The following is a 20,449-nucleotide window of genomic DNA, read 5'->3' on the forward strand; positions in this document are numbered from 1 at the left end:
CGACGGACTGCGGAAGTCGATCCCGCCTCCGTCGCCGTCTCTCCTTATCTCAGCGTTTTTATTTGCTTGCTCGTCAGAACAGTCGCTTGAGCAGCCCGACATTCGTCTTGCCGAGTTCGATCACCTCGTCGCCGCGCCCGCTGATGATCGCCTTCGCCATATAGAGCGTAAAGCCTTTCATCTGTTCCAGGGTAATCTTGGGCGGCATCGACAGTTCGGTCCGCGCGGTGACTGCGTCGAGCAGTGCCGGGCCCGGATGCGCCAGCACCTCGCGGATACCCGCCTCGACCTCGCCCGGATCGGTGATCCGCACGCCGTGCAGCCCGATCGCGCGCGCCATCGCGGCGAAGTCTGGATTGTCGAGCGTGACGCCGGTCTCGATCAGGCCAGCCGCCTTCATCTCCATCTCGACGAAGCCAAGCGTGCCGTTGTTGAAAACGATGATCTTCACCGGCAGCCCGAGTTGGCGGACGGTCAGCAACTCGCCCATCAGCATCGCCAGACCGCCGTCGCCCGACAGGGTCACCACCTGCCGCGTCGGATAGGCCGCCTGCACGCCGATCGCCTGCGGCAAAGCGTTCGCCATCGAGCCGTGATTGAACGAACCGATCAAGCGGCGACGCCCGTTCATCTTCAGGTAGCGCGCCGCCCACACCGTGGGCGTGCCGACATCGCAGGCGAAGACCGCGTCGGCGGCTGCCTGCTCACTGAGGACGCGGGCGACGTGCTGCGGATGGATCACGCCACTGCCCGGCGTGCCATCGGCGAGATCGTCGAGGCCGTTGCGTGCGTCCGCATAATTCTCGCGTGCCGATTGCAGGAAGCTGCCGTCCCGCGCGCCGGTCAGTTTCGGCAGGAGTGCGGCGATTGTTGCACCGACATCACCGACCAAGCCGATATCGATCGCCGTCCGCCGCCCGAGATTTTCGGGCAGTAGATCGATCTGCGCGACCTTCGCCTTTTCGGGATAGAATTGGCGATAGGGAAAATCGGTGCCGAGCATCAGCAGCACGTCGCACGCCATCATCGCGTCGTAGCCGCTCGAAAAGCCGATCAGGCCCGTCATGCCGACGTCATAGGGATTGTCGTATTCGACGAACTCCTTGCCGCCGAGCGCATGAACGACCGGCGCCTGCAGCACTTCGGCGAGCTTCACCAGCTCGGCATGCGCGGTCCGGCACCCTCGCCCTGCCAGGATCGTCACCTTCTGTGCGCCGTTGAGCAGCGCCGCGAGGTCCGCGATCTGCGCCTCGCAGGGGACGGTCACCGGCCGCGACGGCAACAACGCGCCCGCCGATCGTGCGAGCGTGCCGGTGGTCGAGCGCAGCGCGACGTCGCCGGGCATTGCCACGACCGACACGCCGCGGTGACCGACCGCGGCGCGTATCGCGGTCTCCAGCGTCCGTGGCATCTGGTCGACGTCGGCGATCGTCTCGCAATACACGCTGCATTCGCGGAACAGCGTCTCGGGCCGCGTCTCCTGGAAATAATTCGATCCCACCTCCCCGCTCGGTACCTGCGCGGCGATCGCCAGCACCGGGACGCGCGTACGATGGCAGTCGTACAGGCCATTGATCAGATGCATGTTGCCGGGTCCGCACGACCCGGCGCAGACCGCGAGCTTGCCGGTCAGTTGCGCCTCCGCACCGGCGGCGAACGCAGCGGCTTCCTCGTTGCGGACATGGATCCATTCGATCCTGCCCTGGCGCCGCAAGCTGTCGGTCAGGCCGTTGAGACTGTCCCCGACGACCCCGTAGATCCGCTCGACACCCGCAAGATGCAGCGTTTCGGCGAACAGGTCGGCGATGATGGTCTTGGACATGGAACGGCTCCGCACGTGAAGGATTGGTCCCCTCGACCAGCGAGGTGGACGGGAGGCAAACGCATTTCGGTGCGATCCGGATGCACCGAACGCAGCCTAGGAACGGCGGCAGTCCAGTTCCGACCGCACGTCACCGCACCGCCATGTGGCAAAACCGCCCCCGTCTGGTCACCAGGACGCCTCCCCCGGCGATCAGCCACAGGGCTGGCACCGGCCGGCGCTGCTCGGTACGGGCAGTTCGCGGGCGATCAAGCGGATTGAAGTGCTGTGCGAGGCGCGTCGGGAAATATGATCTTGATGCGATCGGCTAGGTCCACTGCATCCTCCTCGACGACACCGCCGCCATGGACGCCCTCGCAGGCGCTCCGAAGTCGCTCCGAAGCGGGGTCCTTGCCGCGCGTTACGATACATCTAGCGGCCGTCGCGGAGTTGGGCTAGCAAACGCACATGACCGTACCCGCTATTCTAAAAAACCTGCGACTGCCCGTCATCGGGTCGCCGCTGTTCATCATCTCGGGTCCCGAACTGGTGATCGCGCAGTGCAAGGCGGGGATCGTCGGATCGTTCCCCGCGCTCAATGCCCGGCCCCAGGCGATGCTCGACGAATGGCTGCACCGGATCACCGAGGAACTGAGCGCCCACAACCGCGCGAACCCCGATCGCCCGGCCGCACCGTTCGCGGTGAACCAGATCGTCCACAAGTCCAACGACCGCCTCGAAAGCGATCTGGAGACCTGTGCGAAATGGCAGGTGCCGATCGTCATCACCTCGCTCGGTGCGCGCGAAGACCTGAACACCGCCGTACACGGCTGGGGCGGCATTACGCTGCACGACGTGATCGACGACCGCTTTGCGCGAAAGGCCATCGAAAAGGGTGCCGACGGCCTGATCGCGGTCGCAGCGGGCGCCGGTGGTCACGCCGGTCGCCTGTCTCCGTTCGCGATCGTCCAGGAGGTCCGCCAGTGGTTCGACGGTCCGCTCGCGCTGTCCGGGTCGATCGCGACCGGTGACGCGGTGCTGGCGGCGCAGGCGATGGGTGCGGATTTCGGCTATATCGGATCGCCGTTCATCGCGACCACCGAGGCCAATGCCGATCAGGCGTATAAGGACGGCATCGTCGCCGGCCGCGCGTCGGACATCGTATATTCGAACCTGTTCACCGGCGTGCACGGCAATTACCTTCGCGCCTCGATCGTTGCCGCGGGAATGGATCCCGACGCGCTGCCCGAGGGCGACCTGAAGACGATGGACTTCGGCGGCGGTAACGGATCCAAACCCAAGGCCTGGCGCGACATCTGGGGCTCCGGCCAGGGCATCGGCGCAGTTACCGAAATCGAGACGGTAGCCCTCCGCGTCGACCGGCTCGAGCGCGAGTATCGCGCGGCGAGGGCCCGTCTCGCGCTGTAGTTGCGGGGTAGTTTCGGGGTAGTTGCGGGCGGTACGCAGTCGGCAAAAACCGACCTCTGTCCATGATCGACGCTACGTACGCCTAGAATGCGATGGCGAGACGGTTCTGCATCGATAGCGCGGGGCTGACGATCATGCCCCGCGTATCCTGCGCCAGGTCCAGCCGGGCCACTCGCCGATGCAGCTCGATGCTCGCCTCGACCAACCGGCGAGCCTGAAGCGGGAGGACGTCGATCACCGCCTGATCCGTCACCGGCGCGTCGCCCAATCGCCGACGCGGATCCAGCGCGTCGCTTGCACGCAACTCCCCGGCCCGCACGGCGCGCTGCGTCAGGAACCACGCGATCACATGCATGAGCCGGGTCGTCACCTTGAGCGACTCGCAACTGAAACTGACACGGACCGGAGGATCCAGCTCCTCGCGGTCCGCCCGCCCCGCGTCGTCGAAATAGCTTCGCGCTTCGTCCGCCAGCAGCATCGCTTCGTTATAGAGCGCATCGATCAGGCGGTGCTGCATGCGCAATTCGTGGCTGGTCTGGGTCATCGTCAACGGCGATGCCACACAGACTCATCGTCCAACAGCGAGGTTAATGCACCGGTAACCGCGCAATGTCCCGGAATGCGTCATTTTCCTCGTCCGGCGGCAATATCGCGTCAGGCAATGATATCGGGAATCATCTGGTCCTCGATCATCGCGATCTCGTCGCGAAGACGCAGCTTGCGCTTTTTGAGGCGCGCAATCTGCAATTGATCGGGAATAGCGGTCGTCACCAGTGCTGCGATCGCATCGTCGAGATCGCGATGCTCGGTCCGCATTCCATCAAGTCGTACCCTGGCCTGTGCGTCGTCCACCTTGTCCCCCGGTTGATGCCGCTAACCTGACGCCGTCCTTAGCAAATGCGGCGCGGGGTGCGAGTGCTAAACCGCCACGGGCGTATCCGTATCGTGGCGACGACAGGTCGAACGGGTCGTCGCTGGAAAAGGCTCGATCATCGATATGATCCATTTCCGATGAAGACATTTCCGTGACTCGGTGGTTTACTCGGTCTCCCAACCCGAATGCAGGAGGTATCCCACCGTGCAGACGACGCATCAGACAGCTTTGGAGACCAAGCACGCCGTGCTGGATCGGCGAATCGCCGAGGAGGTTCACCGCCCCATGCCTGACACGACAGTGCTTGCGGGTCTCAAAAAACAGAAACTGCGTCTGAAGGAAGAGATCGTCAGTCTGTAACCGGATATCGGCCCCGCTCCCCGGCAGTGTTTCGGGGAGCAATTTTCGTGTTTCCCGAAATCCGGCAATGACCGCAGATTTGTGCTCGGGACTATAACCGCCCGACCCATACCCGATCGATCCGACTTTTTCCCGAGGTCTAGGCGTTACCAACCTTCGAGGGGTCGATCAGCGAATCGAGCGCGATTCCGATACGACCTTCGGTGCACCACGCGACTTTGCCGCCAACCTCTCCGACACCGTGCAACATGATCATGATCTGAGTCCCGACATCGGCGGCTTCGTCGAGTTCGATCATCAGGCCGCCAGCGGAGAGATTACGAACCCGCACTTCCCGAAGACCGGGTTCGCTATCGAGGCGAATTTGTGCCGTCAGCAACAAACTGTCGCGTGCACGCTGTCGGTTGCCGCCGTCGATATCGGCACCGCTGGAGCCTTGGCCGTGCCGCGTCATGGCGTGTCGTGCCCCGGCAAGTCCGTCGGACGATCGCGAACGCTAACACCGTGGTAAAAGCTGGCCATCCGCATCCTGTACCTCGCCCGTTCGTCGTACTGACAAGCCGTAAAGGCTGACCGGCGACATACAAGTCCGTAACGGCAGACCTCGGACAGCCGAGGCCTGACCCGTCAGTCCTCGCGCGATACCTTCTCGTTGCGCTCGTGCCGCTCCTGCGCTTCGACCGTCATCGTCGCGATCGGCCGGGCTTCGAGGCGCGCAAGGCTGATCGGCTCGCCCGTCACTTCGCAATAGCCATATTCGCCTTCGTCGATCCGCCGGATTGCCGCCTCGATCTTCGACACGAGCTTGCGCTGCCGGTCACGCGTGCGGAGTTCGATCGACCAGTCGGTTTCGCTCGAAGCGCGATCGGTAAGATCGGCTTCCCGCAAAGAGTCGACCTGGAGTTGCGAGAGCGTCTCCTGCGATTCCCGCAGGATGGCCTCCTTCCACGCTTGCAGCTTGCGGCGAAAATACGCCTGCTGCTTCAGGCTCATGAACGGTTCGTCGGGTTCGGGCCGATACCCGTCGGGCCCGCCGTCGTTCGCCGGGTCGCGATTGAAATTGCCGGTATCGTCCATACGATTCATCACGGTCGCCATACCACTCTCCCTCTGGCTCCGTCGGATCGACCTCGCCGATCTCCAGAAGCCGCCCCCAAATGGTGAAAGCGCCTATAGGCGTACGCCACGGCGACCACAAGCGACCGGTCTTGCGCATCTACCCCCGATTTCGACATTTTATAACACTACCACTAACTACCGTTTCACGCCTCCGCCTTATCCCTCGGTTCTTCAGTAGCGGATGACATGATCCACTTTCGCTCGACTTGTGTCCCAGCTCGGCACGTTAAGCTCGCTGCGGGTATCAACCGACATATAAATGGTCCATTTACCACTCTACACATGGTTAATCCGCTTGCGCTTAACGGAATGTTTTGCAGTTAGTCGGATAGCAGTAAACCAAGGCTGCAGGCGGGGATCCGGCAACACGAGAGTGCCGGCAACGAAAGAGTGACGATATGTCGGTGCGGATGGCTTTGGCCAAATTATGCGCGTGCGCGTGCGGAGGTGCTCTGATCGGCGGTGGTGCCGTGCACGTAGCCGAACGCCCAACGCGAACCGCCAACGCCAAGCGCGTGCTGGTCAAACGGGTCGCGCGTCCGCAGGTCGCAGCAGCCCGCCCCCGCGTTCGTCGCGTCACCACCACGACGCGTACTACCTGCGCGCCCACGATCGTGACGGTGGCCGGGGCGACTCCGGTCCCGGCACCGGTCGGAGAAGGATTCATCGGCGGCGGCGGTGCCGGCATCGCACCGGTCGTGGTGGGCGGCAGCGGCGGCTTTTTCGGCGGCGGACTGGGTGGTGGATTCGGCGGCGGCTTTGGCGGCGGCTTTGGGGGCAGTGGCGGATCGGGCGGCAGTATCGTGATCTCATCCACGTCGAGCGGTGGGTCGACGTCGGCTGGGGGCTCCAGCGGCAATGTTTCGTCGGCTTCGGGCGGCTCCAGTGGGGACGTGTCGTCCTCAGGCAGCAGCGCGTCTTCGGCATCCTCAGCCTCCTCGGCGTCATCCGCCAGCAGCGCGAGTTCGTCCGGCTATGGATCGAGCAGCAAGGGGTGGGGATCGAACGGCGGTTGGAACTCCAACGGTGGCTGGAGCTCCAACGGATCATCGGGCAGCTCGGCTTCATCGGGCAGTAGCGCCTCGAGTGGATCGAGTGCGAGTAGTGCCAGCAGCGCGAGCAGCGCGAGCAGCGCCAGTTCGAGTGGCAGCACGGGTTCGAGCGGAGGCCCGCCTGCGCCCGTCCCTGCGCCGCCGATGGTTCTGCTGTTTGGTGCGGCAGCGGCGGCGCTAGTCGCGCGCAAGCGTTTTGCCAAGTCGACCGCTATTGCCGCTTAAGCCCCGGAATACCGCATAGAAAAAGGCCCCGCCGGATATGCTCCGACGGGGCCTTTTCTGCATCGGGGATCAGGCGTTCTTGAGCGCCTTCTCAATGTCCTTGATCGGATGACCGGTCAGGTCCTTGTCGAGTTCGCCCTTCAGGCGATGACTGACTTCCTTGTGGTAATGCTTGCGCAGTTCCCCGAGCGTTTTGGGCGGCGCGACGATGATCAGCGACTCATAATCGTTCTGTAAGGCACCGGTCTTCAGGAAGTCGGCGGCGTCCGCGGCGAAGCGATCTTCCTCGATCTGGTGGAAGTCGGTCGGCTCAACCGAACTTTGCACACCACCCTGCGGAGACGAGGCGCGGCCGGCAGAATCGGTCGCTTGATCGCGAGTAGCCGGATTATCCTGCTCCTGCGCCTTTTCCACTACGAGGTTGGGAAATTCGTTATCGCCCTCGTTGCGCAGGAAGAGCATTTTCCGGCCGTCCGCGACGAGCACGACGGATTTGTGGGGAAGATGCATGCAGGTTCTCCTTTTGGCTGTGCATATGCGGGGTGAACGCGTCGCGTACCGAGGAGGTTGCGCCGGGTGCTCCGCCTTGCGTACGCCTCCGGCCGTCGGCATAGCCTCGGCCATGCACGACATTCGCCTGATCCGAGACGATCCCGCCGCCTTCGACGCCGCCCTCGCCAAGCGGGGAGTCGCTCCGCAATCCGCCTCGCTAGTGGCGCTGGACGAGCAGCGCCGCGCGACGATCGCGGAGTCGCAGAGCGCGCAAACGCGTCGCAACGAACTGTCGAAGGCGATCGGGCAGGCCAAGGCGCAGAAGGACGAGACCAAGGCCCAGGCGCTGATGGCCGAAGTCGCGAGTCTGAAGGAGGCGCTTCCCGACCTGGAAGCAACCGTCACCCGGCTCGATAGCGAGCTCGAAGCCGCGCTCGCGGCTATCCCCAACCTCCCCGCAGCCGACGTGTTGCAGGGTGGTGGCGAGAACGACAACGCGCTCGTCCACACCCGCGGCACGCCGACCAGCTTCGCGTTCGTCGCGCGCGAACACGACGCAATTGGCCCTGCGGTCGGTCTGGATTTCGAGACTGGCGCGGCGATGTCCGGCGCGCGGTTCACGTTGGTCCGCGGCCCCGCCGCCAAGCTGCAACGTGCGCTCGGTCAGTTCATGCTCGATCACGTCGCCGAGGCGGGCTTCGAGCAGGTCTCGCCTCCCCTGCTCGTTCGCGACGAGGCCGTGTTCGGCACCGGCCAGCTTCCGAAATTCTCGGAGGATCTGTTCCGCACCACAGATGGTCGCTGGCTGATCCCGACCGCCGAGGTGAGCCTCACCAATATCGTACGCGAGCAAATCCTCAGCGAAACCGAACTGCCGCTGCGCTTCACCGCGCTGACGCCGTGCTTCCGCTCCGAGGCGGGGGCCGCTGGACGCGATACGCGCGGCTATATCCGCCAGCATCAGTTCGATAAGGTCGAAATGGTCTCGATCGTCACGCCCGACATGTCCGAGGCCGAACACGAGCGCATGACCGCGTGCGCGGAGGGCGTGCTCGACGCGTTGCAGCTGCCGTTCAGGCGGATGCTCCTATGCACCGGCGACATGGGCTTCACCGCGGCGCGCACCTACGATCTCGAAGTCTGGCTGCCGGGCCAGGCGCGGTATCGCGAGATCAGCAGCGTCTCGACCTGCACCGATTTCCAGGCGCGCCGGATGAACGCGCGCTACCGCCCCGAGGGCGAGAAGGGCACGCGGTTCGTCCACACGCTTAACGGCTCGGCACTGGCGGTCGGCCGCACGCTGGTCGCGGTGTTGGAGAATTATCAGCAGGAGGACGGCTCGGTTGCCGTACCCGCCGTGCTCCAGCCGTATCTTGGCGGGCTGACCGTCCTGGAGCCGAAGCGCTGATGCGGATCCTGCTGACCAACGACGACGGCTATCATGCCCCCGGCCTCAAGGTGCTCGAGGCGATTGCACGCAAGCTGTCCGACGACGTCTGGATCGTCGCGCCCGCCGAGGAACAGTCGGGCGCCGGCCATTCGCTGACGTTGTCGCGACCGATCCGCGTGCGGAAACATGGCGAGCAGCGTTATGCGGTGGCGGGCACGCCGACCGACGCGGTGATGATGGCGCTCGCGAAAATCATGAAGGATAGCCCGCCCGACCTGATCCTGTCGGGCGTCAACCGCGGCGCCAACCTCGCCGAGGACGTGACCTATTCGGGCACCGTCTCCGCGGCGATGGAGGGCGCGCTGGGCGGCATCCGCTCGATCGCGCTGAGCCAGATCTACAGCCGCGAAGGCATGGGCGACAGCGTCCCGTTCGAGGCCGCCGCGGCATGGGGTGAACGCGTCCTCCGCCCCCTCCTCGATGCGCCGCTCGCGCCTCGGACGCTGGTCAACATCAACTTCCCGGCCGGTCCCGCCGATGCGGTGAAGGGCGTCCGCGTGGTCAGCCAGGGCCTGCGCGATTATGGCCGGTTGCAGATCGTCAGCAACACCGATCCGCGTGGGTATGAATATCACTGGTTCGCGCTCGGCCGGACCGTCGAGACGCCCGCGCACGCGACCGATCTCGAAGCGACGGCGGACGGGTTCGTTTCGGTCACCCCGCTGCATCTCGACCTGACGCATCGCGAATCGCTGGATATGCTCGCCCAGGCCTATCGTTGATGCGGCTCGGCGGTGTTCTGATGGCGGTGGCTTCGCTGCCGCTGCTCGGGCTCGCCGCGTGCATTCCGCAGGTCGAACGCCCCGCCGGCTATGGCCAGCCGGCCGCCGCCAGTCGTCCGCAACGTCCGTACCGCGAACCGCCAGTTGAGCGTGAGTATCCAGCGCCTCGGCCGGAGGAGCCGGCACCGCAGGACAGGACTGACGATCGCCGGGCGCGCGATACCGGCGAAGTGACCACCCTGCCCGCCCCGCGCCCGGCCTGGGAAGCGCGGCCGGTTCGCGCCGACGCAAAAACGATTCCCGACACGACCTATGTCGTCCAGCCCGGCGATACGCTAAGCCGGGTCGCCGATCGCAGCGGTGCGAGTCTCGAGGCAATCGCGCGCGCGAACGATCTCGAATCGCCCTACACTATCGAGACCGGCGAGCGGCTTAGGATCCCAGGCGGTCGCTATCATCAGGTTCGGCGCGGCGAGACGGGCATCGCGATCGCCCGCGCCTACGGCGTCGAATGGTCGCGGATCGTCGCGGCGAACGCGCTGGTCGAGCCCTACGTGCTGCGCGCGGACCAGCGCGTCCTGATCCCCGACGCGCCCGGCGGCGGCAGGCCTAGCGCCTCGGAACGCGCGCAGGCGTTCACGCTCGACATCGACGACATCCTGACCGGCGGCGAACCCGCGCTGGCCAGTAACCAGGCGCCCGCCAAACCGATCGCGACGCCACGCCGCGTACTGCCGTCGAACGCCGTGGTCACCGCGCCAAAGCGCCTCGCGAGCGGCGGCTTCCTTTGGCCTGTCGATGGCCGGGTCGTGAAGCGCTTCGGCCCCGGCGCGAGCGGCGAGCGCAACGACGGGATCAAGATCGCGGTACCGATCTCGACGCCGATCCACGCCGCAGCCGACGGCGTCGTCGCCTATGTCGGCGACGGCATTGCCGCGCTCGGCGGACTCGTCATTGTCAAGCATGGCGGCGGCTGGACCAGCGTTTACGGCCACGCGTCCAAACTGCTCGTCCAGCGCGGCCAGAGCGTGAAGCGCGGCCAGACGATCGCCTTGTCGGGCGACACCGGCTTCGCCGACCGGCCGGAGTTGCACTTCGAACTCCGCAAGGGCCGCACACCGGTCGATCCCTCTTCGCAATTGCCGCGAAGCTAGCACGCGGACCTTACCGGGATCCCGCCCCCACGTCATTCCAGCGAAAGCTGGGATATCCCCGTTCGAGCCCCAGCATCCGCCCCACAAAGATCCCAGCTTTCGCTGGGATGACGATCGGGGCCGGGATGACGGAGGAAGTGCCGCATGCTAGTCGCCCTCGCATGACCTACCAGTCCAACCTGCTCACTACGCTGACCTCGCGCGGCTATGTCCACCAGATGACCGACGCCCCCGCGCTCGATGCGCTTGCCGGCAAGCAGGTCGTGCCCGGCTATATCGGCTTCGACCCGACTGCGCCGTCGCTCCACGTCGGCAGCCTCGTCCAGATCATGCTGCTCCGCCGGCTCCAGCAAAGCGGCCACAAACCGATTGTGCTGATGGGCGGCGGCACCGGCAAGATCGGTGACCCCAGCTTCAAGGACGAAGCCCGGAAATTGCTCGGCGAGGACGGCATCAAGGCCAACGTCGCCTCGATCCGCCGTATCTTCGAGCGCTTCCTGACGTTCGGCGACGGTCCCACCGACGCCGTCATGCTCGACAATGCCGAGTGGCTCGACGCGCTCGAATACATCCCGTTCCTGCGCGATGTCGGCCAGCATTTCTCGGTCAACCGGATGCTGGCGTTCGATTCGGTTAAGCTCCGCCTCGACCGCGAACAGTCGCTGAGCTTCCTCGAATTCAACTACATGATCCTCCAGGCCTACGACTTCCTGGAGCTATCGCGACGCGCGGATTGCCGGCTGCAGATGGGCGGATCGGACCAATGGGGCAACATCGTCAACGGTATCGAACTGTCGCGACGGATGGATTCGACCGAAGTCTATGGCATCACCACGCCGCTGATCACGACCGCGGACGGCGCCAAGATGGGCAAGACCATGTCGGGCGCGGTCTGGCTACACGAGGATCAGCTGCCGCATTTCGATTACTGGCAGTTCTGGCGCAACACCGACGACCGCGACGTCGGGCGCTTCCTGCGCCTGTTCACCGACCTGCCGCTCGACGAGATCGCCCGGCTCGAAGCGCTGGAAGGCGCGGAGATTAACGCCGCCAAGATCGTGCTCGCCAACGAAGCGACCGCAATGTGTCGCGGCCGGTCTGCCGCCGAGCAGGCCGCCGAAACCGCGCGTAAGACATTCGAAGAAGGCGCGTCGGGCGACTCCCTGCCAAGTATCTCGGTGAATGGCGGCTCGATCGGGATCGTCGAGGCGCTGGTCGGGCTGGGCTTCGTAGCGTCCAACGGCGAAGCGCGGCGCAAGATTGCCGAGGGCGCGGTTCGGGTCGATGGCGAGGCCGTGAAGGACCCAAACGCCTCGATCGACGTCGCGTCGCCGGTCCGCTTGAGCCTCGGCAAGAAACGGCACGGGATGCTAACCCCCTCGTAATCCGCAGATTTTGTTGACGGAGAACGGAGCGTTAAGCATCCTCGTTCGCACGCGGTTCACCGCGAGACGATTAAGCCGGTGACCGTATAAAACCGGGGAACATCCGATGCGAAATTATGCCACGGCTGTTCGGGACCATCGCGGAGAGCCCCGCGACGAGGTGATGCATCGGACGCACGCGATCGACGGCGATGGCCGCAGCATGAGGCTGGTGCTGGTCAACATGTCGGCGAACGGACTGATGGCGCGCTGCGAAGGTGCGCCGGAAGCCGGCGGCCGGTTGCGGATCACGCTCCCTATCCTGGGCGGTATCGATGCCGTCGTGCGCTGGTCGCTGGGCGGGCGGATCGGCTGCGAGCTCGAAAAGACGATCCCGCTCGCCGACTATTACAGCATGCTGTCGATAATGGTCCGCGCCTGCTGAGGTCAGCCGCCGCGGACGAGCAGCACCCCGCCGATCACCAGCACGACACCCGCCACCCGCGCGAGACTGATCGGTTGCGCGGTGAGCCCGAGCAGGCCGAACCGGTCGAGCACCAGTGCGGTCACGAGCTGGCTCCCCACCGCGATCGTCAGCGCCGATGCAAGCCCCAATCGCGGCGTCGCATACGCGAGTGCTGCGACGAAGCACGCGCCATACAGACCTCCGAGCCACGCCCAGCCTGGCGCGCCCTTGAGCGTCGCGGGCATCGTCCGATCCGTCGCCGCCCAGATCGCAAACAGGACGGCAGTGCCGATCGCAAACGAGACGAGCGAAGCGAGCCATACCGAGCCCGACGTCTTCGCCAACGCGGCGTTGGTCGGCGGCTGAACCGCCAGCCCGACGCCGGCGAGCAGAACGATGAGGATCGGGAAAAGCGCGGGCATCCGCCGTCCGTGGCGGCGTGCGCCCGTGAATGCAACCGGCGAGACGCCGGCCTCACCCCGATCGCAGCAGCGCCACCCCGGCATCACGATCGAACAGATAGAGAGCGGTGCGGGCCGCTTGCCCTCTCGTTCCCTCCAACCCACCATCGCGGTCGATCAGCAGCCGCGCGTCGTCGTGCGCGCATTGCAGCAGGTCCGCCATCATCTCGGGCGTGGCTAAGCGGAACGCCATCTCGCCGGATTGCTTGGTGCCGAGCAGTTCGCCCGCACCGCGCAATCGCAGATCCTCCTCGGCAATCCGGAACCCGTCGTTGGTCTCGCGCATCAAAGCGAGTCGCGCGCGCGACGTTTCGCTGAGCGACGACCCGCGCATCAGCAGGCAGATCGACCGTCCGGTACCGCGCCCGACGCGTCCGCGAAGCTGGTGCAACTGCGCAAGGCCGAAGCGATCGGCGTGCTCGATCACGATCAGCGTGGCATTGGGCACGTCGACGCCGACCTCGATCACCGTCGTCGCGACCAGCACCGACGTGCGCGCGGCGGAGAATTCGCCCATCACTGCGTCCTTCTCGGCGGGCTTCATCCGACCATGGACCAGCGCCACCTTGTCCCCGAACCGGGTGCGCAGCACCTCCGCGCGCATCTCGGCCGCGGCGAGGTCGCTCTTCTCGCTTTCCTCGACCAGCGGGCACACCCAATAGGCCTGCCCCCCATCCGCCAGATGCCGGCCGAGCGCGTTGACCACGTCGTCGAGGCGATCCTCGGAGATTACCCGCGTCTCGATCGGCTGGCGGCCCGGCGGCATCTCGTCGAGGCGGCTGACGTCCATCTCGCCGTACTGCGCGAGCGTCAGCGTGCGCGGGATCGGCGTTGCGGTCATGGCTAGCAGATGCGGTGGCGCAACGCCTTTCGCCTGCAACGTCATGCGTTGCGCGACCCCGAAGCGGTGCTGCTCGTCGACCACGACAAGCCCTAGATCCTTGTAGCCGACCGCGTCCTGGAAGATCGCATGCGTGCCGATCAGGATATCGATCTCGCCGCTTGCCAGGGCCATCAGAGTCGCCTCGCGCACGCGGCCCTTGTCGCGACCGGTGAGCACGCCGATCTCGATCGGCAGGCCGGCGAGCGTCTTGCGCAGCGTCTCGTAATGCTGGCGCGCAAGGATTTCGGTCGGCGCGAGCATCGCCGCCTGCGCGCCCGCTTCGACCGCGATCAGCATCACCATCGCCGCGACCAACGTCTTGCCCGAGCCGACATCGCCCTGCAGCAGCCGCAGCATCGGCGCGGTCTGCCCGAGATCGCCCTCGATCTCGCCGACCGTCCGCGATTGCGCGCCGGTCAGCGTGTAGGGCAGCTTGAGCATGCCCCGCAGCCGCCCGTCGCCATGCAGCGCGCGCCCCCGCCGCTTGCGCGTGTCGGCGCGGACGAGCGTCATCGCGAGCTGGTTGGCGAACACCTCGTCATAGGCAAGCCGCTCGCGGGCCTTTGCGTCCGCGGGGTCGGCATGGATCCGCTCCAGCGATTCGAGCCAGCCCGGCCATTCGCGTTTCGCCTTCAGCCCCGGCTCGATCCACTCGGCCAGATCGGGCGCGCGCGCGACCGCCTGCGTCGTCAGCGCCGCCAACCGCCGCGAGGTGAGCCCCTCCGACAGCGGATAGATCGGCTCGCGCTCGCGAAGCTCCTCGTCCTGCTCGACGATGTCGGGATGGACGATCTGGAGGTCCTGGCCATATTCGTCGAGCCGCCCCGACACGCGCTTGGCCTCGCCGATCGGCAGCAGCTTCTTCGCCCAGCCCGAACTGCCGCCGAAGAAGACGAGGCTGACGATATTGCCGTGGATGTCGGCGGCCTGCACGCGCGTCGGGCCCCGGCCCGAACTCACGCGGTGCTCGCGCGCGGTCAGCGTGATCACGATGATCCGCCCGGCATCGCTCGCCATCAGCTCTGTGCGCGGCACCCGATCGACATAGCCGGTGGGCAGATGGAAGGCGACGTCGACGACGCGCGCAAGCCCGAGCCGGTCGAGCGGCTTGGCGAGCGCAGGCCCCACCCCTTTCAGGACGAGGGTTTCGGCGAACAGCGGATTGAGGATTTCGGGTCGCATGACTATCTGGCCTCTATAGCCCAGCCGACGCCCGCCGCCAGCGGTCGCCGGTCAATCGGCGTTGGAGATATCATGGACCACGAAACCCGCCTCAAGCGCCTGGGCTTCCGCAGCTCGCACCGCGGCACGCGCGAAGCCGACATGATGATCGGCGGCTTCTTCGAAACCTATGGCCGCACCTGGACGCCCGAGCAGCTCGACTGGTTCGAGGCGCTGCTAGAGGAGCAGGACGTCGACATCATGGGCTGGGCGATCGGCTCGATTCCGTGCCCGCCCGAATGGAACGGCCCGATGATGCAGGCCATGCGCGACATCAATTACGTCACGGTCGTGAAGTAACGCCGTACAGCACCTCCCCGGCGAAGGCCGGGGCCCAAATGGTGGGCGATCGTAATTGACCGCAGTCCGCCGTTACGACCACCTCTCCAATTGGACCCCGGCCTTCGCCGGGGAGGTAATATGCCAGATCTGAACACGATCCTCTCCGCGACGACCCCGCTGACGCTGTCGGGCGTGCCGTCGGGGTTCCAGCCGTCGCTGCTCGCCGATCTCGCGCGCGCCGCGAAGACGCGCGCGGTGTTCATCGCGCCCGACGATGCGGCGATGCGTGCGATCGCCTCGACCGCGGCATTCTTCGCGCCCGATCTCGAGGTGCTGAGCTTCCCCGCCTGGGATTGCCTCCCCTATGACCGCGCCTCGCCGACGCTGCGCGTCATGGCCGAGCGGGTCGCCGCGTTGCAGCGACTCCAAGGCAAGCCCAAGGGCCCGCAGCTGCTGCTGACCACGGCGAACGCCGCGACTCAGCGCGTCCTGACGCCGTTCCGCATCCGCCAGCTCATCGCGCGGCTCGCGCCCGGCGAGCGGATCGGTCGCGACAAGCTCGCAACGCTGCTCCAGGCGAACGGCTATGTCCGCACCGACACCGTCCACGACCAGGGCGAATATGCGGTGCGCGGCGGGATCGTCGACCTCTACCCGTCGGGCGAGGACCATGCGCTGCGCCTCGACTTCTTCGGCGACGAGATCGAGAGCGTCCGCACCTTCGACGCCGCCGACCAGCGCACCACCGGCCGGATCGACGGCTTCGTCCTGCTCCCCGCCTCCGAAGCCTTGCTCGACGAAGACTCGATCAAGCGCTTCCGCACGCGCTACCGCGACGCGTTCGGCGCGACCGCGACGGGCGATCCGATGTACCAGGCGATCTCCGAAGGCCGGCGGATCGCAGGCATGGAGCATTGGCTGCCGCTGTTCGAAGAGAAGATGGCGACGCTGTTCGACCATCTCGGCGCCGACGACGTCCTGGTCCGCGACAGCGGCGTCGCCGCGGCGGCGGAGAGCCGGCTCGAATCGATCGCCGACTATTACGAGAACCGCAAGCGCGCCGAGGCCGCGCAACCCGGCAGCTACCGTCCGATGCCCGCCAAGGCGCTCTATCTCGACGCGCAGGACTGGTCGGGCGCGACCGAGGCATTCGCCGCGCACATCACCTCGCCCTTCCACGAGCCGGAAAGCGCGACCGTGCTCGACTTCGCGGTAGACGGCCCGCGCGACTTCGGCCCCGAGCGCGCCGCGCAGGCGAACATCTACGAAGCCGTCGCCGATCATGTCGAGAAGCTGCGCAAGCAGGGCCGCAAGCCGATCCTCGCCAGCTATTCGATCGGCGCGCGCGAACGCTTGGGTAGTTTGCTCGCCGACCACGGGCTGAAGGGCGGCAAGCACGCCGAGACCTGGCAGGAGGCGCTCGGCGTCTCGGATACCGCCAAGAGCTTCGGCGTCGCGCTGATCGTCCTCCCGCTCGATCACGGCTTCACCGCGCCGGGCGTTGCCGTCCTCACCGAGCAGGACATGCTCGGCGACCGCCTCGTCCACCGCAAGAAGCGCAAGAAATCCGCCGACGCGTTCCTCGCCGAACTCGCCACGCTGACACCCGGCGATCTCGTCGTTCATACCGAACACGGCATCGGCCGCTACGAGGGGCTTACCTCGATCCCGGTCGGCCAAAGCCCGCACGACTGCGTCGCGCTGAGTTATGCCGGCGGCGACAAGCTCTACGTCCCGGTCGAGAATATCGACGTCCTCTCGCGCTACGGCTCGTCGGAAGAGGGCGCATCGCTCGACAAGCTCGGCGGCGAAGGCTGGCAGCGTCGCAAGTCGAAGATGAAGGAGCGGATCCGCGAGATCGCGGGCGAGCTCATCGCGACTGCCGCCGAACGCGCGCTGCATCCCGGCGACGTGCTCGAACCCGACGCCAGCGGCTATCCGAGCTTCGTCGACCGCTTCCCCTACGAGGAAACCGAGGATCAGGACCGCGCGATCGAGGACGTGCTGGGCGATCTTGCGGCGGGCAAACCGATGGACCGACTCGTCGTCGGCGATGTCGGCTTCGGCAAGACCGAGGTGGCCCTTCGCGCGGCATTCGTCGCGGCAATGGGCGGCAAACAGGTCGCGATCGTCTGCCCGACGACGCTGCTCGCGCGCCAGCACTACAACAACTTCGTCAGCCGGTTCGAAGGCTTCCCGATGAACATGGGCCGCCTCTCGCGGCTCGTCACCGCGAGCGAGGCGAAGGCGACCAAGGAGGGGCTGGCGAACGGCACGATCGACGTCGTGATCGGCACGCACGCGCTGCTCGCGAAGACGATCGATTTCAAGCGATTGGGCCTCGTCGTCGTCGACGAGGAACAGCGGTTCGGCGTGACGCACAAGGAGCGGCTGAAGGCGCTCCGGGCCGACGTCCACATGCTGACGCTGACCGCAACGCCGATCCCGCGGACATTGCAGATGGCGATGTCGGGCATCCGCGAGTTGTCGGTGATCCAGACCCCGCCGGTCGATCGCCTCGCGGTGCGGACCTACATCATGCCGTTCGATCCGGTCGTGCTGCGCGAGGCATTGCTGCGCGAGCATTACCGTGGCGGGCAGAGCTTCGTCGTCACGCCGCGCGTCGCCGACCTGCCCGAGATCGAGGAGTTCCTGCGCGAACAGGTGCCCGAGATCCGCTTTGTCGTCGCGCACGGCCAGATGTCGCCGACCGAGGTCGAGGAGCGCATGTCCGCCTTCTATGACAAGAAGTTCGAGGTGCTCGTCTCGACCACGATCATCGAGAGCGGGATCGATATCGCGTCCGCCAACACGATGATCGTCCACCGCGCCGACCGCTTCGGGCTCGCCCAGCTCTATCAGCTGCGCGGGCGTGTCGGCCGGTCGAAGACGCGCGCCTATGCGTATCTGGTGACGCCGCCCGAACGGCAGATGACCATCACCGCGGAAAAGCGCCTGAAAGTACTGTCCGATCTCGATTCGCTCGGCGCCGGGTTCCAGCTTGCCAGCCACGATCTCGATATCCGGGGGGCCGGCAACATGCTCGGCGACGAGCAGACCGGGCATATCAAGGAGGTCGGGTTCGAGCTCTACCAGGCGATGCTCGAGGAGGCGATCATGGACGCCAAGGCGGGCGGCATGACCTCGGGGCGCCCGCGCGATTTCTCGCCGCAGATCACGGTCGATGCGCCGATCCTCATCCCCGAGGACTATGTGCCCGATCTTGACCTGCGGATGGGGCTGTATCGTCGCCTCAACGATCTCGACGAGAGCCAGGAGATCGAGGCGTTCGCCGCCGAGATGATCGACCGCTTCGGGCCGCTGCCGGATGCGACCGAAAATTTGATCAAGGTCATCGAGATCAAGCTGAACGCCAAGAAGGCGTGCGTAGCGAAGATCGACGTCGGCCTGCGCGGCGTGTTGGTCTCGTTCCACAACGATACGCCGCCGAACATCGACAAGCTGCTGGCGTATGTCGAGCGGCTCAACGGCGTCGCGCGGCTGCGTCCGGACAGCAAGCTGGTGCTGCAACGCGCCTGGGGCGATCCGAAAGCGCGGCTGCACGGCGCGCTGCAATTGTCCAAGGGGCTGGCGAAGGCGGCGGGGTAACGCCGTTCGATCATTACGATCCCTATCGTTCTCCTGCGAACGCAGGAGCCCAGGGTCACGAACGCCGCCCCCTATAATCCTGGATTCCTGCGTTCGCAGGAAAACGGTAGCAATGAAAAAGCCCGGACTACCACTGGGGTAGCCCGGCCTTTTCGATGGTCAGAGGTACCACTTACTTCGGCAGCACGACGCTCGGCCCGATGCTGTCGACGACCTTGCGGGCGTCGAACGCGCGGATGTTGTCGCGCGGGATCGGGCCCTTGCGCATCACGATCTCGGCGGTCGCCTCGTAGCGATCGATCGTGCGGACATCGAAGTCGTTGCCCCAAGGGCCACCACCAAAGCCGCCATAGCCGCCGCCGAACCCGCCGCCGAAGCCACCATAGGGGCTCCAGTTGCGCCAGCCAAAGCCGCGGCCGTAATAGCGCCACGACGGACCCCAATAGCCGCCGAAGCCGCCGTAACCGAACCCGCCGCCGATCCCCGGCGTCGAGTAGGTGCGCGACTGGAGATTGGTATCGCGATCGGCCATCAGATAATAGTCAAAGCCGTTCTGCAGCGTCAGCTCGGCGGCGCGGAAGAACAGGTACCGCTCGACGGTGTCGCGCGACGTGACGCTGTTGCCGGCGAAGCTGACGAGGAAGCGGCCCGGTTCGATCTGGCGATCGCTATAGCCGGTGCGGCTGAACCCCTGCCCCGTCGCGGGCCGATACGTGGTTTCGGTCGCGCATCCGGCCAGCAGCAGCGCGCCCGTTGCGAGCGCTGCGAGTGCGACCTTGCGACCCGGTGTCTTGAACATGGTGTCGTCTCCGTTCGCGGCGAATGCGGCGAAACGCCGCTTATTAGCCGTCAGTTGTGGAACGGTTGATGAACGACATCGCTCCAATACGCCACCTGACTGGCGCATTTTTCATGATTCAGGTCAGTCGCCGATGACGTGCAGAGCCAGCGTCCGGCGATGCGGACGGCGGCGGTGCTCGAACAGATAGAGGCCCTGCCACGTACCGAGCGCCAGTCGACCAGCAATCAGCGGGATCGTGAGTTGCACCTGCGTCAGCGCGGTACGGAGGTGCGCCGGCATGTCGTCGGGGCCTTCGTCGTCGTGTTCGTACTCGCGCGACTCCGGCGCGATCCGTGCGAAATAGGCTTCGAGATCGGTGCGTACCTCAAGCGCAGCGTTCTCCTGGATCAGGAGCGAAGCGGAGGTGTGCTGGCAGAAGACCGTCAGCAGGCCTTCGGTGAGGTGCTGGTCGTGTGTCCAGCGGAGGATCGGTTGGGTTACGTCGACGAGACCCTGGCGGGTGGTATCGATCGTGAGCATCGTGGTGGCTTGGCGCATGCGTACCTAACGATCGGTCCGCAGGGTTGCTCCACGGTTCCCCCGCGAAGGCGGGGGCCCATGAGCCCCAAGCGGCATCTCCCGTTACCCTGGACTCCCGCCTCCGCGGGAGAACGGAGAGGCCAGCTTCCACTTACCACCCCGGCG

At 65.8% G+C, this 20,449-nt stretch carries 20 protein-coding genes; 9 read left to right on the forward strand and 11 right to left on the reverse strand.

Going from position 1 to position 20,449, the window contains the following annotated elements:
- Window positions 1-73: 73 nt before the first annotated feature.
- Window positions 74-1,822: a ubiquinone-dependent pyruvate dehydrogenase gene (gene poxB, locus EQZ23_RS02025; protein ID WP_128452802.1), complete on the reverse strand. Its 1,749-nt coding sequence runs from the start codon at window positions 1,820-1,822 to the stop codon at window positions 74-76.
- A 447-nt stretch (window positions 1,823-2,269) separates the two neighbouring features.
- Here poxB and EQZ23_RS02030 point away from each other — a divergent pair, with 447 nt between their 5' ends.
- Window positions 2,270-3,229: a nitronate monooxygenase family protein gene (locus tag EQZ23_RS02030; RefSeq protein WP_128452803.1), complete on the forward strand. Its 960-nt coding sequence runs from the start codon at window positions 2,270-2,272 to the stop codon at window positions 3,227-3,229.
- Window positions 3,230-3,311: 82 nt separating this feature from the next.
- Here the strand turns inward: EQZ23_RS02030 and EQZ23_RS02035 are convergent, their stop codons facing one another.
- Window positions 3,312-3,773, reverse strand: coding sequence for a DUF1465 family protein (locus tag EQZ23_RS02035; protein WP_164913360.1), 462 nt, complete (start codon window positions 3,771-3,773; stop codon window positions 3,312-3,314).
- Window positions 3,774-3,883: 110 nt separating this feature from the next.
- Window positions 3,884-4,081, reverse strand: coding sequence for a DUF465 domain-containing protein (locus EQZ23_RS02040; protein WP_206364147.1), 198 nt, complete (start codon window positions 4,079-4,081; stop codon window positions 3,884-3,886).
- 226 nt (window positions 4,082-4,307) lie between these two features.
- Between EQZ23_RS02040 and EQZ23_RS02045 the strand changes: the two genes are divergently transcribed.
- Window positions 4,308-4,463, forward strand: coding sequence for a YdcH family protein (locus EQZ23_RS02045; protein ID WP_128452805.1), 156 nt, complete (start codon window positions 4,308-4,310; stop codon window positions 4,461-4,463).
- Between the two features lie 139 nt (window positions 4,464-4,602).
- Here EQZ23_RS02045 and EQZ23_RS02050 read toward each other — a convergent pair whose 3' ends face one another.
- The 4 genes from EQZ23_RS02050 to EQZ23_RS02065 form a co-directional block, all read right to left on the reverse strand.
- Window positions 4,603-4,917, reverse strand: coding sequence for a PilZ domain-containing protein (locus EQZ23_RS02050; protein WP_128452806.1), 315 nt, complete (start codon window positions 4,915-4,917; stop codon window positions 4,603-4,605).
- A 173-nt stretch (window positions 4,918-5,090) separates the two neighbouring features.
- Window positions 5,091-5,540 carry an RNA polymerase-binding protein DksA gene (dksA, locus tag EQZ23_RS02055; protein WP_240663329.1) on the reverse strand — a complete coding sequence of 150 codons (450 nt, stop codon included), beginning with the start codon at window positions 5,538-5,540 and terminating at the stop codon, window positions 5,091-5,093.
- 1,015 nt (window positions 5,541-6,555) lie between these two features.
- On the reverse strand, window positions 6,556-6,837 hold the full coding sequence (locus tag EQZ23_RS19715; RefSeq protein ID WP_164913361.1) for a hypothetical protein: 282 nt from the start codon (window positions 6,835-6,837) through the stop codon (window positions 6,556-6,558).
- 91 nt (window positions 6,838-6,928) lie between these two features.
- Window positions 6,929-7,369: a host attachment family protein gene (locus tag EQZ23_RS02065; protein ID WP_128452809.1), complete on the reverse strand. Its 441-nt coding sequence runs from the start codon at window positions 7,367-7,369 to the stop codon at window positions 6,929-6,931.
- A gap of 112 nt (window positions 7,370-7,481) precedes the next feature.
- Between EQZ23_RS02065 and serS the strand changes: the two genes are divergently transcribed.
- From serS to EQZ23_RS02090, 5 genes are all read left to right on the forward strand, one after another.
- Entirely contained in the window at window positions 7,482-8,759 is a 1,278-nt protein-coding gene (serS, locus tag EQZ23_RS02070) for a serine--tRNA ligase (protein ID WP_128452810.1), read from the forward strand.
- Window positions 8,759-9,523 (forward strand): 5'/3'-nucleotidase SurE, encoded by a 765-nt coding sequence (surE, locus tag EQZ23_RS02075; protein WP_128452811.1) that lies wholly within the window; start codon window positions 8,759-8,761, stop codon window positions 9,521-9,523. Before serS ends, surE begins: the two co-directional genes overlap by 1 nt.
- Window positions 9,523-10,677, forward strand: coding sequence for a M23 family metallopeptidase (locus EQZ23_RS02080; protein WP_240663134.1), 1,155 nt, complete (start codon window positions 9,523-9,525; stop codon window positions 10,675-10,677). Before surE ends, EQZ23_RS02080 begins: the two co-directional genes overlap by 1 nt.
- Before the next feature lie 161 nt (window positions 10,678-10,838).
- Window positions 10,839-12,062, forward strand: a complete 1,224-nt coding sequence (gene tyrS / locus EQZ23_RS02085; protein WP_128452812.1) for a tyrosine--tRNA ligase — start codon at window positions 10,839-10,841, stop codon at window positions 12,060-12,062.
- 106 nt (window positions 12,063-12,168) lie between these two features.
- Window positions 12,169-12,486 carry a PilZ domain-containing protein gene (locus tag EQZ23_RS02090; protein WP_128452813.1) on the forward strand — a complete coding sequence of 106 codons (318 nt, stop codon included), beginning with the start codon at window positions 12,169-12,171 and terminating at the stop codon, window positions 12,484-12,486.
- Window positions 12,487-12,488: 2 nt separating this feature from the next.
- Here the strand turns inward: EQZ23_RS02090 and EQZ23_RS02095 are convergent, their stop codons facing one another.
- Window positions 12,489-12,929, reverse strand: a complete 441-nt coding sequence (locus EQZ23_RS02095; RefSeq protein WP_128452814.1) for a DMT family transporter — start codon at window positions 12,927-12,929, stop codon at window positions 12,489-12,491.
- A 52-nt stretch (window positions 12,930-12,981) separates the two neighbouring features.
- The gene (gene recG / locus EQZ23_RS02100) at window positions 12,982-15,033 is read right to left on the reverse strand and encodes an ATP-dependent DNA helicase RecG (protein ID WP_128452815.1); all 2,052 of its coding nucleotides are present in this window, start codon (window positions 15,031-15,033) and stop codon (window positions 12,982-12,984) included.
- Window positions 15,034-15,105: 72 nt separating this feature from the next.
- On the opposite strand from recG, the gene EQZ23_RS02105 reads away from it, so the two are divergent.
- Window positions 15,106-15,372, forward strand: coding sequence for a succinate dehydrogenase assembly factor 2 (locus tag EQZ23_RS02105; RefSeq protein ID WP_056410591.1), 267 nt, complete (start codon window positions 15,106-15,108; stop codon window positions 15,370-15,372).
- A gap of 120 nt (window positions 15,373-15,492) precedes the next feature.
- Complete coding sequence (gene mfd, locus EQZ23_RS02110) at window positions 15,493-18,963, forward strand: transcription-repair coupling factor (RefSeq protein ID WP_128452816.1); 3,471 nt, start codon at window positions 15,493-15,495, stop codon at window positions 18,961-18,963.
- 172 nt (window positions 18,964-19,135) lie between these two features.
- On the opposite strand, the gene EQZ23_RS02115 is transcribed toward mfd, so the two are convergent.
- Both EQZ23_RS02115 and EQZ23_RS02120 read right to left on the reverse strand, forming a co-directional pair.
- The gene (locus EQZ23_RS02115) at window positions 19,136-19,762 is read right to left on the reverse strand and encodes a hypothetical protein (protein WP_128452817.1); all 627 of its coding nucleotides are present in this window, start codon (window positions 19,760-19,762) and stop codon (window positions 19,136-19,138) included.
- Between the two features lie 123 nt (window positions 19,763-19,885).
- Window positions 19,886-20,302: a secondary thiamine-phosphate synthase enzyme YjbQ gene (locus tag EQZ23_RS02120; protein ID WP_128452818.1), complete on the reverse strand. Its 417-nt coding sequence runs from the start codon at window positions 20,300-20,302 to the stop codon at window positions 19,886-19,888.
- Window positions 20,303-20,449: the final 147 nt, after the last annotated feature.

This window comes from Sphingomonas sp. UV9 (assembly GCF_004101245.1).
In the GTDB taxonomy this organism is placed as follows: Bacteria; Pseudomonadota; Alphaproteobacteria; order Sphingomonadales; family Sphingomonadaceae; genus Sphingomonas.

Coding starts and splice junctions, on each gene's coding strand:
- EQZ23_RS02120 (WP_128452818.1), bottom strand. CDS start 20,302: ATGCGCCAAGCCACCACGATGCTCACGATCGATACCACCCGCCAGGGT.
- EQZ23_RS02065 (WP_128452809.1), bottom strand. CDS start 7,369: ATGCATCTTCCCCACAAATCCGTCGTGCTCGTCGCGGACGGCCGGAAA.
- serS (WP_128452810.1), top strand. CDS start 7,482: ATGCACGACATTCGCCTGATCCGAGACGATCCCGCCGCCTTCGACGCC.
- EQZ23_RS02050 (WP_128452806.1), bottom strand. CDS start 4,917: ATGACGCGGCACGGCCAAGGCTCCAGCGGTGCCGATATCGACGGCGGC.
- dksA (WP_240663329.1), bottom strand. CDS start 5,540: ATGGACGATACCGGCAATTTCAATCGCGACCCGGCGAACGACGGCGGG.
- surE (WP_128452811.1), top strand. CDS start 8,759: ATGCGGATCCTGCTGACCAACGACGACGGCTATCATGCCCCCGGCCTC.
- EQZ23_RS02095 (WP_128452814.1), bottom strand. CDS start 12,929: ATGCCCGCGCTTTTCCCGATCCTCATCGTTCTGCTCGCCGGCGTCGGG.
- EQZ23_RS02035 (WP_164913360.1), bottom strand. CDS start 3,773: ATGACCCAGACCAGCCACGAATTGCGCATGCAGCACCGCCTGATCGAT.
- mfd (WP_128452816.1), top strand. CDS start 15,493: ATGCCAGATCTGAACACGATCCTCTCCGCGACGACCCCGCTGACGCTG.
- poxB (WP_128452802.1), bottom strand. CDS start 1,822: ATGTCCAAGACCATCATCGCCGACCTGTTCGCCGAAACGCTGCATCTT.
- recG (WP_128452815.1), bottom strand. CDS start 15,033: ATGCGACCCGAAATCCTCAATCCGCTGTTCGCCGAAACCCTCGTCCTG.
- EQZ23_RS02090 (WP_128452813.1), top strand. CDS start 12,169: ATGCGAAATTATGCCACGGCTGTTCGGGACCATCGCGGAGAGCCCCGC.
- EQZ23_RS02080 (WP_240663134.1), top strand. CDS start 9,523: ATGCGGCTCGGCGGTGTTCTGATGGCGGTGGCTTCGCTGCCGCTGCTC.
- tyrS (WP_128452812.1), top strand. CDS start 10,839: ATGACCTACCAGTCCAACCTGCTCACTACGCTGACCTCGCGCGGCTAT.
- EQZ23_RS02115 (WP_128452817.1), bottom strand. CDS start 19,762: ATGTTCAAGACACCGGGTCGCAAGGTCGCACTCGCAGCGCTCGCAACG.
- EQZ23_RS02105 (WP_056410591.1), top strand. CDS start 15,106: ATGGACCACGAAACCCGCCTCAAGCGCCTGGGCTTCCGCAGCTCGCAC.
- EQZ23_RS02030 (WP_128452803.1), top strand. CDS start 2,270: ATGACCGTACCCGCTATTCTAAAAAACCTGCGACTGCCCGTCATCGGG.